The sequence below is a fragment of the Paenibacillus sp. Leaf72 genome (genome assembly GCF_001422685.1).
GTDB lineage: Bacteria > Bacillota > Bacilli > Paenibacillales > Paenibacillaceae > Pristimantibacillus.
Genome location: NZ_LMLV01000001.1, coordinates 159,918 through 176,123 on the forward strand (window position 1 = coordinate 159,918; position 16,206 = coordinate 176,123).

The following is a 16,206-nucleotide window of genomic DNA, read 5'->3' on the forward strand; positions in this document are numbered from 1 at the left end:
GTGATAAAAAAAACCTCCTCTCCGGGCGAATGGCTATCCCCCTGGCTACCTTCCGTAATAGCCCTGAATCAGCGGCTCCACTTTAGGTTCAACCCCTTTTAACGCTTGCTCGGCCGTTTCTTTGCCCGTCCATACCAAATCAAGGGCAGGCGTGACAAGCGCATTGATTTTAGCTAGATTTTTCACCTCAAAGCCTGGCGTCCGTATGCCGTTCTCCAGCGTTTGCTTCATAAAGGATTCCGTATAGCCCTCTGGATGCGCCTTGTTTCCTGAAGCCCATTTGCTGATCAGCTCTGGATCGGTATACCACGCTTTTTTGAGCGGCATCCACAATCCGCCTGCGATCAGCGGCAGCACCGATTCCGGATCAGCCATATATTTATAAAGCAGCCATGCTTCCTCAGGATGTTTGGTTGAGCTGAATATGACCGTCGGTGCGCCATCCAGCAGCGTATTGCTATCTTTTAATTTGGGAAGAACGCCTACGCCTAGATTAAAGTCCTGTTCGGCGAATGCTTGCAGAGCCCAGTTTCCAGATACGGTCATGGCGACTTTTTTCGTCTGCAGCGCCATATCGGGAAGGCTTTTCGTTTGAAGCGGGGTTGGTGAAACATGGTGTACATACATCAGGTCAGCAAGCTTTTGAATTGCTTCGATCGCTTCCGGCTCCACTAGTCCAAAGCCCTTGCCGTCTTCCGTTAAGAAGTTGCCGCCATTGGACACAACCGCTGCCATCATGTTGTATGGATCATATTGAAAGCCGTACTGTTTGATTTTATTTGGATTAAAGGCAGGGTCCAGCGCATTTTTTCCCGTGTCATCCAGCGTTAATTTTTTTGAATATTCGATAAACGTATCCCAGTCCCATGCCTTGCCTGCTTCTGTCGGAGGCAGCTCCACGCCCGCGTCCAGCAGCATATCCTTGTTGTACATGAGTCCGTAGCCTTCTACTGCCGTGCTCATTCCGATCGTCTTGCCAGGCGCGTAGTCGTACCAAATTTGATCTAAATAATCTTCCTTCTTAAAATCGGGATCGCTTTCAATGAGCGGGGTGAGATTAAGCAGCTTTCCATCCTCTGCCCAGGTGAGCGCCGCGCCAGAAGACAAATAACCGAGATCGGGTGCCACATTTCCGGCTACCATCGTCGTCAGCTTCGTCAAATAATCCGATGGCACATGCATAGGCTCGACGATAATGCCCGTTTCTTGCTCAAAACGCTTAAGCGCCTCCGTAACCGTCTTCTTCTCGATCGTATCGCCCCAAAAGGAAAATTTAAGCGTAACCTGCTCGCCGTCTTTCGGTGGTTTTACGCCGGATTGATTTTCAGGAGACCCTTCATCGCTGGAGCAGGCTGTCAGTATGACTGTCATGGTGAAAACTGCCGACAAAGCTAATGCGGTTAAACGTTTAGCTTTCTTCATTGGCTCGCCCTCCATCATATTTACAAATGGTTTATAGTTTTATTGTAAATAAGAGCCGCTATAAAAAGAATTCGAACATTTTTGTATTGGTGGAGGATCTTCGCTTTTTCTATATAGGCAAATGAATTTTCACCACCGTGCCCTGTTGGGGCTGGGAATGAATGGTAACGCCATATGAATCTCCGTAGATAAGCTTTATTCGTTTGTCGACATTTTGAATGCCGATCGAGCTGCTTTCCGTTTCGGTCAAAGACGCAATTTGGCTCTCTGGAATGCCGATGCCGTTATCTTCGACCGTGAAGCAGCGCTGCTTGTCCTCCAGCCAGCCGCGAATGTGAATAAGCCCGCCGCGATGAATATGGGCAAAGCCATGCACGATCGCATTTTCAACAAAGGGCTGTAAAAAAAGCTTGGGCACCGTGTATGTATAAAGCTCGGGAGCAATGTCATAGGTAACGGCAAATTTCCCTTCAAAGCGTTGATCCGTGATAAAAATATAATGCTTGAGCCAATTTAAATCATCATTGAAATCGCCTATGTCCTGGCTATTTGCAGATGTGTATTGCAGCATCGCAGATAAGCTGACGATCATGCTGCTTAATTCCTTCTGATTATTTTCCAAAGCGGTCCAATTCATAATGTTTAAGGTGTTATACAAAAAATGAGGGTTAAGCTGTATATTCAGCGACATAATTTGCGTTTCTTTCTCCCTTAGCTTGACGATGTAATTTTCTTCGATTAATCGATTAATTTTCACATTCATTTGATTGTATTTATGAATCAGATAGCCCATTTCGTTATAGGACTCGACGGGAATTCTAGTATCAAATTCGCCCTCTCCTGTCTTTTTTATCGCTTTCAGCAGCTGATGAATAGGCTTCGTAATGGAGCTCGCGAATATATAAGCCAGCAGAAGCGATACGATAAGCAGAAATACAGCCAAGTACAGCGTATAGGATTTAATTTCCGGCAAAAAAGAGGCCATGAGCTTTCCTGGGGAAATCGTAATGCCCGATATCCAGCCCGTTACTTTAGACGTATCAAAGCAAACGATCAGCGGCTTTCCATCCTGCATAACGGTTATCGTGCCGCTTTTCATCGCTGCGATCTCATCGAGCCATGCGGGCTTGCCGAGGCGGGCTTCTTTAAACATATCCGTGCCAGATATGGGCTCGCCTTCCGCACTCAAAATAAAATAAGAAGCGCCATCAGCAGGAAGTGCTCCCGACAAATGTGCGCCGTACATCTCAGGATTATAGGTCACGACCAGCACCGGCAGCTCAGCCTTCCCTTGCAGCTCGATCACTTCGCTATTATTAATCTGAAACAACTTGAGCAGGCGTACACCCGACAATAGATGGGCATATTCTGGCGGCCTCACTTGGCTCGTTTTCCGGTCAAACATCCGATCGAATGAAAAAGTCGGCACCCATGCCATCCCCCCTTTTCCTGCCCATGCCCTTTGATATAAAGCGGTCTTATTAAAATCCTGATACGGAATAAAAGTAGACGTGCCGATATTCGCATAGCTCGTCATCAAATGAATCGAGTAGATTTGATTTAAATCGAGGAAATATTTGCTGATGACTTGATTCACTTTTTTCTCCATCGTAATCATGCTGTATTCGTCCTTTGGGTCCGCATGCAAGTATTGCTCATACAGCACCTGATCGGCGAACATGGCCAGACTGCTTTCTTCCACCCGCGAAAGCTCTTCATCAATGATTTCATTGTTCTGCTTCACGATCGAATAAAGGTTTTGCCGGGCAAAATCCGAAACAAATTCCCTGCTGGAATAAAAATATTTTGAGCTCAATATGACGAGCGGCAGCGTGACGATGAGCGCATAGGTGAGCAAAAGCTTAGACCGAAAGCTAAAATACTTTTGAAAGCGATGTAAAAAATAAGGCGTACGCAGCTAAACCCCCTCCTTTAACGAGAAGCAGATAAATGACGATATTCCTCTGGACTGCTGCCATATTCCTTGCGGAACAGCCGGATGAAATATTTTACATCCTTGTATCCGACGTTTTCGGCAATTTGGTACACCTTTTGCGAGGTTTGCAACAATTGTCCGGCGGCAGCCTTCATTCTCGTTTGCATAATATATTGGTTAATGGTCGTATGGGTATGCGTTTTGAATAACAAACAAAAGTAAGAAGCATTAAAATGAAATTTCGCAGCGATCGTACTGAGGGACAATTCTTCGTCATAGTGGTTTTCAATATAGGCTTTGCAGGCAACAATGATAGCTTCGCTGCGATAAGAGGTTCGATTATCCAAACAATCGGCCAACTCGAAAATCCATGCCTGAGCCGCATTTTTTAATTGCTCGACGGTATGGCATTGCAGCAGCGCTTCCTCCAATGCCGTGCTATTGAAAGAAAGCAGCCCTTTTTCCATTAAGCAGGAGGTTAAATGATGGATAGCAGCAGCGATGGCATATACTAGCTTTTCAGGCTGGGGGAAGCTGCTTGCGGTCGCTTGATTAATGATGGAATCCAAATACGAACGAATGCCGGGCTTATCGCCCGATACAACAGCGTCTGTCAAAAAACGCACCTCTAGCTTCAGCAGCGCCCGATGACTGCTGTCATTCATTTGCTCGGCTTCGAGCAGAACGCCTCCGCCCTTGTAAAATCGCGTTTGTAAGGCGAGATTAGCTTGTTTAAAAGATTCCCTGGCTTCATGCTCCCAACTGGTGAAGCTGCTCCCCAAGCCAAACGTTAATTCGGCTGCATGCTGGGCAGAGAAATGGCGGATGAGCATTCGCAGCCTGCCTTCCCATTCGGGGGTGACGATTGGTGCGTTTTCCCCGCTAATGATCATGGTGTGAAGCACCTTATCAGACTGGTAGAAAGCGAATGAAAATCCTTGCGCCTTCAAGGCTGCTTCCAGCTTCGCTTTGAGCTCACTCAGCATCCATTTGCGATCGCCAGTCCCGATTTTCGAATTCAGCACTGCGGCCATAACCATACCCTGCTTAACAGCGGGAAAGGCTCTTTCAAGCCGCTGATAATCGTCCTTATCCGGCAATCCTTCAAACAATTCGGCAAGGGAAGCCTCCACGGAGGCGAGGCGTATAGTGTGCATTTTATTTTCGGTTTTCGCGAGCAGCTGGACGATTTTTTGTTCTTCAACCGGCTTCAGCAAATAATCGCTAGCTCCTAATTGCAGAGCACGCTGCGCGTATTCGAAGTCCGAATAAGCGCTCATTATAATAATGCATTCGCTTCCCCCGCGTTCGATGAGATGCTCCATAAATTCGAGGCCATCCATAATCGGCATCTGAATATCTGTGAACACCAAATCAATGGGATGCACGCTCATGCTTTGCAGCGCCTCCGCCCCATCCATCGCATCATAAATGGTATATTCCGGCCTTAAATGTTTAAGCATTCGGGATAACCCTCTTCTGTGCTTTGGTTCATCATCCACTACTAAAACGTTCAACATCTTCCATCCCCCTTCATTTCAATAGCTTTTCTATAGCAATATCAACGGGATGTTTCTAGCTGTTTTCGTTTACACGTCCTATTCTATATACAATCTTAATAATTACAATAAAGATTCAGAAGCAATACTTTCATTTTTTCAACCAATTGCGTTTATAAGCGTTCCTTTGCCCGGTTATGCAAACAGCGAACAGCGGCAAGGCTGCGCACCTTATCCCACTCGGAGGGATGAAGATGCGGCTGCTTTGCCGCTGTTTTAGCTGATTGACTTGATTTACCTGGTGGATTGAACGCATACGTAGCTGCCTACCTGCCTGTCCTTATCCTTTAACCGAACCGAGCATAACGCCCTTGGCAAAATGCTTTTGCAAAAACGGATACACGAGCAAAATCGGAATCGTAGCAAATACGATGACCGCCATCCGAATCGTTTGCGGCTGAATCGCCGTCTCATCGAATCCGGTATCGCCGATCCGGCTTTGCGCCAAAATAACGATTTCCCGCAGCAGCACCTGTACCGGCCATTTATCGCTGTCATTAATATAAATGATGGCGCTGAAAAACTGGTTCCAATGCGATACCGCATAAAACATGCCAAAGGTCGCAATGGCAGGCATCGATAGTGGGATAACAATTCGGAACAGCACGCCGACATCCGTACAGCCGTCGATTCGCGCAGAATCCTCCAGCCCATCGGGAATTTGCTGAAAAAAGTTTTTCAGCACAATCAGATTAAACGCGCTTATGGCATTCGGGATCATCAGCGACCACAGCGTATTCGTCAGCCCCATGCCGCTTACGACAAAATAAGTCGGAATGAGCCCGCCGCTGAACAGCATCGTAAACAGCACCGCCATTAAAATCGGCTGCCGCCCGCGCAGCGTCTGCTTTGCAAGCGGATAGGCCATCAGGCAGGTCAACAGCAGATTGATGGCCGTGCCGAGCGTTGTCACATAAATCGAGACGAGCAGGCTGCGCATCAGCGTATCGGTCGAGAAAATATATTGATAAGCCGACAGCGAGAACGACTTCGGGAAAAGAATAAAGCCCCCTTTTGCCGCCTCCTCTGGACTCGTAAAAGATACAGCCAAAATATAAATGAACGGCAGTACCGTCACCAAAGCAATAATCGTCAGCACGATGAAATTGGCGCCGTCAAACAATTTGTTGCCCAGCGTATTGTCAACGCGAACATAAGACTGATCCTGGCTCATTGTCCTCTCCTCCTGCTCTCATAATGGCGCTAGTAAACCCCTTCCTGCCCAAACTTCTTGGCCATCCAGTTCGCTCCCAGCACCAGAATGAGGCCGATAAAGGATTTGAACAAGCCAACTGCCGCGCTGTAGCTGTACTGGGCCTGCGTCAAGCCTTTCACGTACACATACGTGTCGAATACTTCGCCTACATCGCGGTTCGTCGGAGCAAGCATGAGGAAAATATGCTCGAACCCGGAATCGAGAAACGTGCCGAGCCGCAAAATAAGCAAAATGACGATTGTGCTGCGAATAGCTGGCAGTGTAATATGCCACAACTGTCTTAGCCGATTGGCTCCGTCCATTCGCGCTGCTTCATACAGCTGCACATCAACACCCGACAGCGCTGCGAGAAAAATAATCGTGCCCCAGCCTACTTCCTTCCAGATCGACTGCGACATAATAATCGTTCGGAACCAGCTCGGCTCCAGCAAAAAGGCGATTTTATGCCCGGTTAGCGCAAACAGCATTTCATTGATAATGCCGCCTTCCGTCGTCAGTATAATGTAGAATACCCCTACGACGACGACCCAAGAGACGAAATGGGGAATATAGATCATCGTCTGCACAAACCGCTTGAAGCGCTCGACCCGTACTTCATTCAGCATTAAAGCAAGCACAATCGGCAGCGGAAAGAAGAAGACGATGTTGTAAACTGCCAGCAGCAGCGTATTGCGGAACAGCTGCCAAAACTGCGGCTCCGAGAAAAATCGTTCGAAATGCTTAAGTCCCGCCCAGCTGCTCCCCAGCACGCCCTGAAAGGGCTGATAATCCTGAAACGCGATAATGACGCCGTACATCGGGACGTATTTGAAAATGATGAAAAATAGTACGCCTGGAAGCAGCATCGCATACATCCATTTATCCTTGATCAGCTCTCGCAGCCACTCGCTGCGCCTGCTTACCCGCTCCTTGCCAAGCGTTGATCCGCCTGGCCTGCTACTGCTGCTGCCCGTCGTGCGGATTTGTGCGTTCATGCGCGTCCCTCCCTTGTTAGCCTCCAAGCTCTACGAAGGACGACTCATATTCCTTCACGACGGCATCGCCGCCAGCCTTCGCCCATTTGTCTACTTCCGCCTGAAAGCCTGCATCGTCAATTTGGCCCATAATATATTTCGTTTCCGCATCGCGAATAATGAGATCAAGCTCTACTCCACGTTCATTATACGTTGGCGAATTGAGCGTCAGCGCGGGATTCGGCACCGCATATTGAACGTTATCCCTCGCCATTTTTGTCCCTTTTAGAGCGATTGGCGTATCATCAATTTCCGGTACATTGTAGCCTTCAATGTTAAGCAGTCCGTCACGATATGGCTTGACCTCCCGCTGGAACAAAGCAAAATCTGTAAACTTCGTTTTAGTGCCATCCACAACCTCATAATGCTTGCCTTCAATGCCGCGCATTTGCAGCGTGGACATCGGCTCATCCATCAGCTTGTCGAGGAAGGTCAGCACGCGCTTCAGCTCCGCCTCATCCTTGACTGCCGATTTGGGAATCGCCAAAAATCCAAAGTTGCCCGGCTCGCCCGCGATGCGCGGACCATCTGGCCCAGCAAACGGGGCAATATCCCATTCTGCCGTCGGAATCGTATCCTTCATGGCGACAGAGTAGCTCTGTACATTTTGCGCCGACACATTCAACCGCATGCCGACCCTGCCGTCATACATCGCCTTATCCAGCTCCGTTACATCGTAGACGGCAAAATCCTGATTAATCAGCTTGTCAGCATACAGCTTGCGGAACAGCTGGAGCACATCCATATATGGCTGTGTCTTAAACTCCGGCGTGAATTTGCCGTTGTCCTCTCCCCAGCGATTGACGCCGCCAATGCTGACCGCCAGCCTTGTAATGACGGGCTGCGTTCCAGCGTTGTAATTTTTGAACAGCATCGTGCCGTAAGAATCCTGCTTGCCATTGCCGTCTGGATCACTTTCAGAAAACGCTTTCATAACGTTATACCAATCATCCATCGTTGCGGGTAGTGTTAGCCCGGCTTTATCAAACCAATCTTTGCGGTAGACGACGGCTGCCCGCCCAATGTCGCGGTAGTTCGGGATGCCGAACAGCTTTCCGTCAATTTTTATATTGTCATAGTAGCGCTGATCCTGCGCCGCCAAATTCGGATAATCCTTCAAATACGGCCCCAGCTCCCAAAACAAGCCGTTGCGCGCGGCATTCATTACGTTTGGCACATAGTTGACCTTTAAAATTTGCGGAAGCTCATTGGAAGCAATCATGACGTTGATTTTATCATCGAATGCTGCTTGCGGAATCCACTGAATCGCAAGCTCCGTATTCGTATACTTTTCAATCGCCTGCTCCACCTCATTGCCCTTTGCTGGAATATCGCCCACCTGGCGCAGCGCAATCGACAGCTTATATGGCTTGCCCACACCTGCATTTTCTCCGGAATTTTCCCCGCTGCTGCTGGCTTTCTCTCCTGTTCCCGCACAGCCCGCGGCGAGCCCCAGCGTCAATACGCCGGAGCAGATGAGGTTCACCCACCGCTTGCTGCTGCTGCTTGCTAAAGGCTGAATCGGCTTGCTTGTCATGAGTCGTCTCCCCTTTTAATTAGGAATGCTTGCCACAGCTTGCCTCTGCTGTTCTCTGCTGTTCTCTGCTGTTCTCTGCTGCTCTTTACAACCTTTTACTGCTTCGTTTGCGACGTGCGGTCCTGCAGCTGATGGACGGATACCGCTCCCCAGCTTAAATCCGGTACACGGTATTGCTCGATTTTATCCGGGTCCAGCTCCATCCCAAGCCCTGGCTTGTCAGCCCCTGGCACGATCAGGTAACCTTCCTCATAACGAACCGACTCCTTAACCACATCGCCGACATATAGCTCCGGTCCCGTCGGGTCCGACGTATAATTCAGATTGACGAGCGTGCTGCCGAGATGCGCCATGGCGGCTGTGCCGATCGACAGCTCCTGCGTCGTGCCCAGCAGGCAGCCTTTGCCAGCTACTTCCGCGGCTGCTGCCGCTTTCCGGGCAGAGGTCAGGCCGCCAATGAATATCGGCGAAATATTGAAAATATCTACGCTGTCCTGCCGCAGCATCTCATGCTGCTGGCGGAAGCTCCACACATGCTCGCTCACGGGATAATCCGATTTCATGCGAACTTGCCGCAGCCCTTCGAAATCATTTTGCGGAGCCGGGCTCTCGACCATTTCAAAGTCATAAGCAGATAAGCGGCGTATCGCCTTAAGCGATGCCTTCCAGTCCAGCAAATGGCTGAAATCGAGCGATTTAATTTTCACCCGTGAGCCGAACTCGCGCTGCACCCCGTCCAGAAACGCCTCATCCGCATCAAGGTTTTTGCCGACATACAGCCGGAATACGTCAAACCCCTGTGCCAGCCGCTCGCGGACGACAGCGATATTTTCCTCAACCTCCTCCATAAACCGGTGTCGGAAGATCGGAAAGCATACTTTAATTTTGTCCTGAATAGCCCCGCCCATAAATTCTGACACCGACATATTCAGTGCCTTCGCGCACAAATCATGCAGCGCGGCATCAATGCCATTGCGGATAAAATTACCTTTCTCGTAATAAAAGTTGGCTTCGGGAAAATGGCTTTTCAGCTCCATATTGATGCGCGACAGCTGGAAGGGATTTTGTCCGATCAGGATGCCCTTGAGAACTGTCGCCAGGTCATTCAAATCAATCGAATAATAAGGAAGATGGGAAAAATCCGACATTTCGCCGATGCCCGTCAAGCCTTCATCGGTCATTAGCTCCACTATGACATGCTTGCTGACAAAGCCGGTAGAACGCGGCACGCCAACGACGGTTAAGCGCAAATCAGACAGCTTCATGAATCGAAACACTCCCTTTTTTGTTAGGCTGTAGTCCTTCTTGAAGGGCAAGCAATGCCAAACCTTGCGTAAACGGTGTAATTTCATACGGGATTTGGTTATAGGCTTCGGCATCCGCCTTCACCGGGGTACCTGATGAGCCGCCTGTTACATAACCTTCTTCATCAATGCTTGCCACTACTGCATCAAGCGCCCGCTCCGCCACCTCGCGGTATTGCTCCGAAATGAGGCCTAGCCTGATCCCTTTCAGCAAGCCATAAGCAATGCCCGCGGTAGCGGACGTTTCTGTATACGTGTCCTTCCGGTTCAGCACTGTTCTCCACAGCCCTGAAGCCTCTTGCAGCTCAGCTAGCCTCTTTACTTGCGCATGGAGCGTTTCCAAAATCGCCTCCCGCTCCGCAAACTCGGACGGCAGCAGCTCCAAAATATCAACGATGCCCGCCGTCATCCACGCATTGCCTCGGCCCCAATGAACGCCGATCCACTTCCGCTGCTTATCGTTCCAGCCATGATAAAACAGCTTCTCTTCAGGGTCGAACAGCAGCTTGCAATGCAGAGCGAGCTGTCTTCCGGCTTCCAGCCTGAACCGCTCATCATGGAGGAGCGCTCCCCGCTGCGCCATATAAAGCAAGCTCATAAACAGCGTATCGGCCCACACCTGATCCGACCAGTCATTGTCCAGCACCGTATGCTCCAGAGCTCCTGAATCGGTGCGCGGCCCGCTATTCAGCAAATAATCGTCAAATGTCTGAAAAAAACTCGCATATTGGCCCTCATCGTCCTGATCCCGCAAATGCAGCATCGTCAGAAGCAGCGAGTTGGAGTTTACGCAAACTTTCTCAAAATGCGCTTTTATTCGCCCATCAATCCAGCCTTTCAGCATCAGGTCATAGGGTGCATCTCCCGCTGCCTCTCCTGCCTTCACTACCCCATAGAAGGCAACCCCGATGCTCCAATCCCAGCGCCGCCAGCGAATGCCTCCGGGTTCATCCGAAAAGGTATGGCTAAGCGCCAGCGTCCGCTCAGCGGTTCGACTTAGCAGCAATTGCAGTTCTGATCTGTTTTGCCCCGCCATTCAACTTCCTCCTTTTTGATTAAAATCCATTTAATGCGCTTACACAAGGTGAAACGGCTGTCTCCGTCTTTTGGCGGCGCGGCGCGTTACATTCCGAGAAATATAGAGAGGAGATGGGAAAATCATATACTCCCTATATTTTATAAAAAGAATTGCCCTTATACGGGCTGCAGCAAGCCCCATTCCCTCAGCATGCCTGCTACCTCTTCACATTCCTTGCTCGTTAATGTGCTGATAGGCGGGCGCACCGCTCTCGTTGCTATCAGCCCCAGCTGGTACATCGCTTCCTTGACTACGCTTACATTATTGCCGTTTCGATGGCTTTCCCTCAGCTGCTCGAATGGAAGCACCTCGCGCCAAATTTCCATCGCCCGCTCATAGTTTCCTGCATTCAGCGCCTCCAGCATCGCAAACGATCTTTGGGTATCCACATTGACCATTCCCGACGTAAAGCCCTTCGCCCCGGCCGCATAAAACGTCGGTGCCCACATTTCAGCCGTTCCGCATATCCACACGATGTCGTCCTCCACAGCTTGTACTGCGCGGCTAAAGGATGGCGGATGATTAATCGCATATTTGATGCCCACGACATTCGGTATGGCAGCAGCCTGTACAATCGCCTCATGCGTAATTTGCTCGCTGCGGATATAAAGCACCATGGGCAGCGAGGTTGCGGCCGCGATTTGCTTGTAATAATCGACTACGCCCTGCGCCAGCAAATAGGGATGAACTGGCTGATGCACCATAATGCCGTCGGCGCCGCATTTTTCCGCATGAAGGGCTAGCTCGGAAGCTGTACTCGCATCATAGCCCACCCCGGCAATGACCAAACTTTCGTGGTTAACGGTGTCTGTCACAAACCGCGTAACCTCCTTAGCCTCCTCCACGCTCAGCGCATAAAACTCGCCTGTGTTACCGCATGGATAAATCGCTTGAATGCCTTGGTCAAGCAAATAGCGAATGTTGCCTTGCAGCGATGTCCAATCAATGCCGAGCTGTCCATCAAATGGTGTCACATTAATCGCATTGATGCCTCTTAGTTTAGCTTTAATGCCTTCATGCATCGTCACAGCATCTCCTTTCTCTTAATCTTCTATTGTTTGCTCCAGCGGTTTGCCTGCGGAATGAAGATCAGCCATCGTTTCATCCCGCCCGCTGCCGAAGCTGCTATTGCTTGGTGCCTGTCCCGTCTACTCCCAGCATGCTAGCTCTTCGCTTTCGCCGCCGCCTTGCTTTCCTTCACAAACTCAATCGTCCGGCGAATATGCCCAATCATCAGCTTCTCGGCAAGATCAGCATCTTTCGCCACAATGGCCTGATAGATGGCATAATGCTCCTGAAAGCCCCGCTCCAGCTCATCCTCATGCGACAGCGCCTTTTTACGGAAGGAACGGTCAAAGGAATGAATCGCTTCAATCTGTTGAAAAATATAATTATTTTTCGCATACGTTCGGATCAATTTGTGAAAATGTCCATTAAGCGCAATGAGCTGCTCTGTATTTTTCGCTTCGGTATAAATGCGCATCTGCTCCGTTGTTTCCGTTAGCACACTGGCTTCCTCGTCCGTTATTTTGAGCGCCGCGAGCCTTGCGGCTACACCCTCCAGAGCCGATCGCGCCCAGTTGATTTCCTCAACCGAATTCATAATGTCGCTGGAGACGAACGTTCCCCGTCTGGCGCTTGTCGTAACAAGCCCCTCCTGCTCCAGCCTTCGCAGCGCTTCCTTCAGCGGCGTTGTGCTGATGCCGAACTGCTTGGCCAGCTCCCGTTCCTTCAAATGATGGCCCGCCTTATATTGCTCGGACAAAATCGCTTCCTTCAGCTTCTCGTATATGACGTCGCGAATCGAGCGCGTCTGCAAAGCTATATCTTCCTCTTGACCATGTATGCTCATCATTACCGCCCCCTAATTTTGCAGCAGGCCTCGCGCCTGTTTCTCAGGATTTAATAAATACGGTTTTGATAGAGGTGAAAAATTCTATCGCTGCCTGCCCTTGTTCCCGCGAATGCGAGCTGGACTGCTTCATGCCGCCAAACGGCGCTTGCAGCTCCACACCCGCACTCTCCGAATTGATTCGAATAAGGCCCGCATCCATGTCCTGAATAAAGGATAGCATATGAGCGATATTTTGCGTAAATATGGAAGCGCTTAAGCCAAATTCCGTATCATTTGCAATCGCTAACGCTTCCTCTATCGTATCAAATCGCATAAGCGCCAGCACTGGGCCAAAAATTTCCTCCCGCGCAATCGCCATACCCGCATCTACCTGATCAAAAATCGCTGGCTCAATGTAATAGCCTTCCTGATCAAGCCCTTCCGGCTGCCCGCCACCATGCAGCAGCAACGCACCTTCCTCTACGCCTTGGCGAATATAGGAAGCAACATTATTATATTGCTGCTCGCTGGCGCAAGGCCCCATCCATGTATCGGGCGCCAGCGCGCTGCCGACTTTAAGCTCCTTCGTTCGGGCCAGCAGCTTCGCCACAAAAGGCTCGAAAATATCATTCGCGATAATAACCCGGCTCGTAGCCGTGCATTTCTGACCGGTTGAGCGGAAGCCGCCGTTTACAGCCGCTTCTACCGCTTGATCGAGATCAGCGTCAGCAGCGACGATTAGCGGATTTTTGCCGCCCATCTCCAGCTGATATTTCGCTCCCCGGGCGAGCGCCGCCATGCCAATCCGTTTTCCCGTCTGGTTCGAGCCGGTGAACGTAATTCCTTGGATGAATGGATGCTCAGCCATCGCTTGACCAACGACGGAGCCTTTGCCCGTTACGAGATTGACCGTCCCGGCTGGAAAACCCGCTTCTGCCAAGCATTCCATCAGTTTGACAGCGGTTACAGCAGTTTCCGTAGCTGGCTTAAGCACAACCGTATTGCCATATATTAGGGCGGGAGCCATCTTCCAAAGTGGAATAGCTATTGGAAAGTTCCACGGCGTAATGACGCCGACGACGCCAAGCGGAACACGAGTTGTCAGCATAAGCGCTTCGCTGTCCGTTGACGGAATGACATCGCCTGTCTTGCGCATGCCCTCGCCAGCGTAATACCGCAATATCGCCACGCCTCTTGCCGTCTCGCCCTTTGCCTCTGGCAGCGTCTTGCCCATCTCGCGTGCCATCGTTTCAGCAACTTCATCGAGCCTTCGCTCAAGTGCCGCTGCTGCCTTAAACAAATATTCGCCTCTTGCCGGAGCGGCCAGCTTGCGCCATATGGGCTGGGCTTCTTTCGCGGCCAGCACTGCTGCATTCAAATCATCGGTTCCGGAGCTTTGCACCCAGCCGACAATTTCGCCTTTGGCAGAAGGATTCAAGCTCGCTTCTACTTCGCCCGACGAGGAAGATATCCACTCTCCCCCAATGTAATTGAAAGCGGTATGCGTAGACATAGTTACCAATCGCCTCACCTCTGCAATTTTATATTTGATATCTGATATATCAGATATTATATTGAATCTCTTTAATCGTCAACCCCTTTCACGAAAAAAAAACTCCCGCCAGCGAAATGGCAGGAGCTTCTTATCATTTTTCACAAGCTAATATTAGCTGCTTACGGCTATGCTTGAACAATTGCTATCCTTATTCAAATTCATGAATCCGATAGCCTGCACGCAGCGCGAGCGCTTGAAGCTTGCTAATCTCATCGGTAGGAACGGTGATCAGCACGTAGCAGTCACTATTAATATCCATGCAGGCGAGCGTGATCGAATGCACTTGAAGCAGCTTGAACATTTTCACTAAAAAATCGTAGGTTGGGATGATTTCTTCCACTTCATTTTCCCAATTCCACTCTTCTTCAGGCAGCAGCTGCTTTCTTGCAAGCAAATCTTCAATGACGCTAGCCACCTCATAGCTGTCCTCTTTCCAGTCGATTTCCCTTGCAAGACCTTCCGCTTGCAAGGAATCGACGAGCGCAAACCATGGAAGCTCAGGAATTGGGCAGCTAATTCCACGCTCATCCAGCCGATCAAACCACCGCACAAAATAGTCCTCTTCATGCAGCATAGCCTCAGTCACTTCGTCCACGATCTGCAACTGCCCAAAGGCCAGCCGTCTGCTCAGCTCCAGCAGCGCTGTGTTGCGAAGCTGCGGATCATCCTTTTCAGCCGGAGAGGCTTGCTCCAGCCTTTGCTGCTTCAATCCTTTTTTCCGCGCAAAACCGAATCCAAACCATCCCACACTGCTCGCCCTCCCTTTACAATCGGATTATACGTCTAAAACGCAAATTTCCGATAATATCCTCGAAGTCTAGCTCAAACGCATTCGGATCTCGATAATAGACCGCTGCCGCTGGCAAATAACCTACAACTGGGCCTGTTCCGCCGCATACTAGACTGCCTCCATCTCCGCCCTTTGGAAAAAACTCCGCATCCTTCAGCGTCATTTCATATTGATAAGGATCACCTGAGAAGCAAATGCCGAAAGCATTCGGCAGCTCCAAATCGTAAGGCCTGCTCTCGCCTTCGGCGAGCTCCTCAAAATGCCTGAGCTTCATCCCATAGTCAAAGCTGTCGCCCCATGGATACAACGTCCGGCAGCCGCCGCCGTAAAGATATTCCCACTCATCCTCCGTAGGCAGGCTAAAGCCGGATTGCTCGATTTGCTCAGCGACGCTATCCGCGTCCAGCTCATCGTTAAACAAATAAGCGATAATTTCCTCTCCATCGCGTACGAAGCGGAAATTTTGGTGACGCTCATATTCTGAATAGGTGCTCAGCTTGAATTTTTTCAATTCCTCCTGAAAATCTTCATCCTCCGCCAAATCCTCGTCATCAAGCTCTACCTCGTACCAGCCTAGCGAATGCGTCTCGCATTCGACGAGCAAAGCGCCAATTTGCGCCTCGCGGACCAGCGACATTTGATCACGAATAAAGGCATCCCGATCCTCTACGCCAAAATCATCTAGCGTCGCTTGAAAATCTTCAGCTGTTGCAGCATCCAAGCCTTGCTCCCAGCGATCCCAGCCCAGCGTCGCTTTATCTCCTGGCACATAAACGAACTTATAGCCCTCATATTCATAGACACCCGTTTCCATCCGGCTGCCATAACGTTCGAACGTTTCCAATCCTTTATATTCAAAGCCTTCCGGAAGCTTTTCCAGCAGCATTTTCAAGACAATTTCCTTCTCCTGGCTCGGCAGTCCGTTCCAGATCGATCGATTTAATGTTTCCATTGTGCGCCCA

General features: G+C 50.0%; 13 protein-coding genes. All 13 read right to left on the reverse strand.

Going from position 1 to position 16,206, the window contains the following annotated elements; all coding sequences use genetic code 11:
- Positions 1-45: 45 nt before the first annotated feature.
- A complete protein-coding gene (locus ASF12_RS00670) occupies positions 46-1,422 on the reverse strand; it encodes an ABC transporter substrate-binding protein (RefSeq protein WP_056028377.1) in 1,377 nt (458 codons plus the stop codon).
- 109 nt (positions 1,423-1,531) lie between these two features.
- The gene (locus ASF12_RS00675; RefSeq protein ID WP_056028380.1) at positions 1,532-3,280 is read right to left on the reverse strand and encodes a sensor histidine kinase; all 1,749 of its coding nucleotides are present in this window, start codon (positions 3,278-3,280) and stop codon (positions 1,532-1,534) included.
- A 74-nt stretch (positions 3,281-3,354) separates the two neighbouring features.
- Positions 3,355-4,878, reverse strand: a complete 1,524-nt coding sequence (locus tag ASF12_RS00680) for a response regulator (protein WP_081418550.1) — start codon at positions 4,876-4,878, stop codon at positions 3,355-3,357.
- A 319-nt stretch (positions 4,879-5,197) separates the two neighbouring features.
- The gene (locus ASF12_RS00685; RefSeq protein ID WP_056028386.1) at positions 5,198-6,091 is read right to left on the reverse strand and encodes a carbohydrate ABC transporter permease; all 894 of its coding nucleotides are present in this window, start codon (positions 6,089-6,091) and stop codon (positions 5,198-5,200) included.
- A gap of 29 nt (positions 6,092-6,120) precedes the next feature.
- Positions 6,121-7,107, reverse strand: a complete 987-nt coding sequence (locus ASF12_RS00690) for an ABC transporter permease (protein WP_056028389.1) — start codon at positions 7,105-7,107, stop codon at positions 6,121-6,123.
- Between the two features lie 16 nt (positions 7,108-7,123).
- Positions 7,124-8,683, reverse strand: a complete 1,560-nt coding sequence (locus tag ASF12_RS00695; RefSeq protein ID WP_056028392.1) for an extracellular solute-binding protein — start codon at positions 8,681-8,683, stop codon at positions 7,124-7,126.
- Positions 8,684-8,778: 95 nt separating this feature from the next.
- A complete protein-coding gene (locus ASF12_RS00700) occupies positions 8,779-9,948 on the reverse strand; it encodes a mandelate racemase/muconate lactonizing enzyme family protein (protein ID WP_056028395.1) in 1,170 nt (389 codons plus the stop codon).
- Positions 9,935-11,023 (reverse strand): glycoside hydrolase family 88/105 protein, encoded by a 1,089-nt coding sequence (locus ASF12_RS00705; RefSeq protein WP_056028398.1) that lies wholly within the window; start codon positions 11,021-11,023, stop codon positions 9,935-9,937. The genes ASF12_RS00700 and ASF12_RS00705 overlap by 14 nt, the downstream gene beginning before the upstream one ends.
- 158 nt (positions 11,024-11,181) lie before the next feature.
- Entirely contained in the window at positions 11,182-12,087 is a 906-nt protein-coding gene (locus ASF12_RS00710) for a dihydrodipicolinate synthase family protein (RefSeq protein ID WP_056028401.1), read from the reverse strand.
- A 140-nt stretch (positions 12,088-12,227) separates the two neighbouring features.
- Positions 12,228-12,920 (reverse strand): GntR family transcriptional regulator, encoded by a 693-nt coding sequence (locus tag ASF12_RS00715; RefSeq protein ID WP_235533003.1) that lies wholly within the window; start codon positions 12,918-12,920, stop codon positions 12,228-12,230.
- 40 nt (positions 12,921-12,960) lie between these two features.
- On the reverse strand, positions 12,961-14,412 hold the full coding sequence (gucD, locus tag ASF12_RS00720) for an alpha-ketoglutaric semialdehyde dehydrogenase GucD (RefSeq protein WP_056028407.1): 1,452 nt from the start codon (positions 14,410-14,412) through the stop codon (positions 12,961-12,963).
- Positions 14,413-14,602: 190 nt separating this feature from the next.
- On the reverse strand, positions 14,603-15,202 hold the full coding sequence (locus ASF12_RS00725; protein ID WP_056028410.1) for a DUF6630 family protein: 600 nt from the start codon (positions 15,200-15,202) through the stop codon (positions 14,603-14,605).
- Positions 15,203-15,218: 16 nt separating this feature from the next.
- Positions 15,219-16,196, reverse strand: coding sequence for a hypothetical protein (locus ASF12_RS00730; protein WP_056028413.1), 978 nt, complete (start codon positions 16,194-16,196; stop codon positions 15,219-15,221).
- Positions 16,197-16,206: the final 10 nt, after the last annotated feature.

Bases quoted from the DNA above. Each gene is read 5' to 3' on its own strand.
- ASF12_RS00670 (WP_056028377.1), bottom strand. From the start codon at position 1,422: ATGAAGAAAGCTAAACGTTTAACCGCATTAGCTTTGTCGGCAGTTTTC.
- ASF12_RS00680 (WP_081418550.1), bottom strand. From the start codon at position 4,878: ATGTTGAACGTTTTAGTAGTGGATGATGAACCAAAGCACAGAAGAGGG.
- ASF12_RS00685 (WP_056028386.1), bottom strand. From the start codon at position 6,091: ATGAGCCAGGATCAGTCTTATGTTCGCGTTGACAATACGCTGGGCAAC.
- ASF12_RS00690 (WP_056028389.1), bottom strand. From the start codon at position 7,107: ATGAACGCACAAATCCGCACGACGGGCAGCAGCAGTAGCAGGCCAGGC.
- ASF12_RS00695 (WP_056028392.1), bottom strand. From the start codon at position 8,683: ATGACAAGCAAGCCGATTCAGCCTTTAGCAAGCAGCAGCAGCAAGCGG.
- ASF12_RS00700 (WP_056028395.1), bottom strand. From the start codon at position 9,948: ATGAAGCTGTCTGATTTGCGCTTAACCGTCGTTGGCGTGCCGCGTTCT.
- ASF12_RS00705 (WP_056028398.1), bottom strand. From the start codon at position 11,023: ATGGCGGGGCAAAACAGATCAGAACTGCAATTGCTGCTAAGTCGAACC.
- ASF12_RS00710 (WP_056028401.1), bottom strand. From the start codon at position 12,087: ATGCATGAAGGCATTAAAGCTAAACTAAGAGGCATCAATGCGATTAAT.
- ASF12_RS00715 (WP_235533003.1), bottom strand. From the start codon at position 12,920: ATGATGAGCATACATGGTCAAGAGGAAGATATAGCTTTGCAGACGCGC.
- gucD (WP_056028407.1), bottom strand. From the start codon at position 14,412: ATGTCTACGCATACCGCTTTCAATTACATTGGGGGAGAGTGGATATCT.
- ASF12_RS00730 (WP_056028413.1), bottom strand. From the start codon at position 16,196: ATGGAAACATTAAATCGATCGATCTGGAACGGACTGCCGAGCCAGGAG.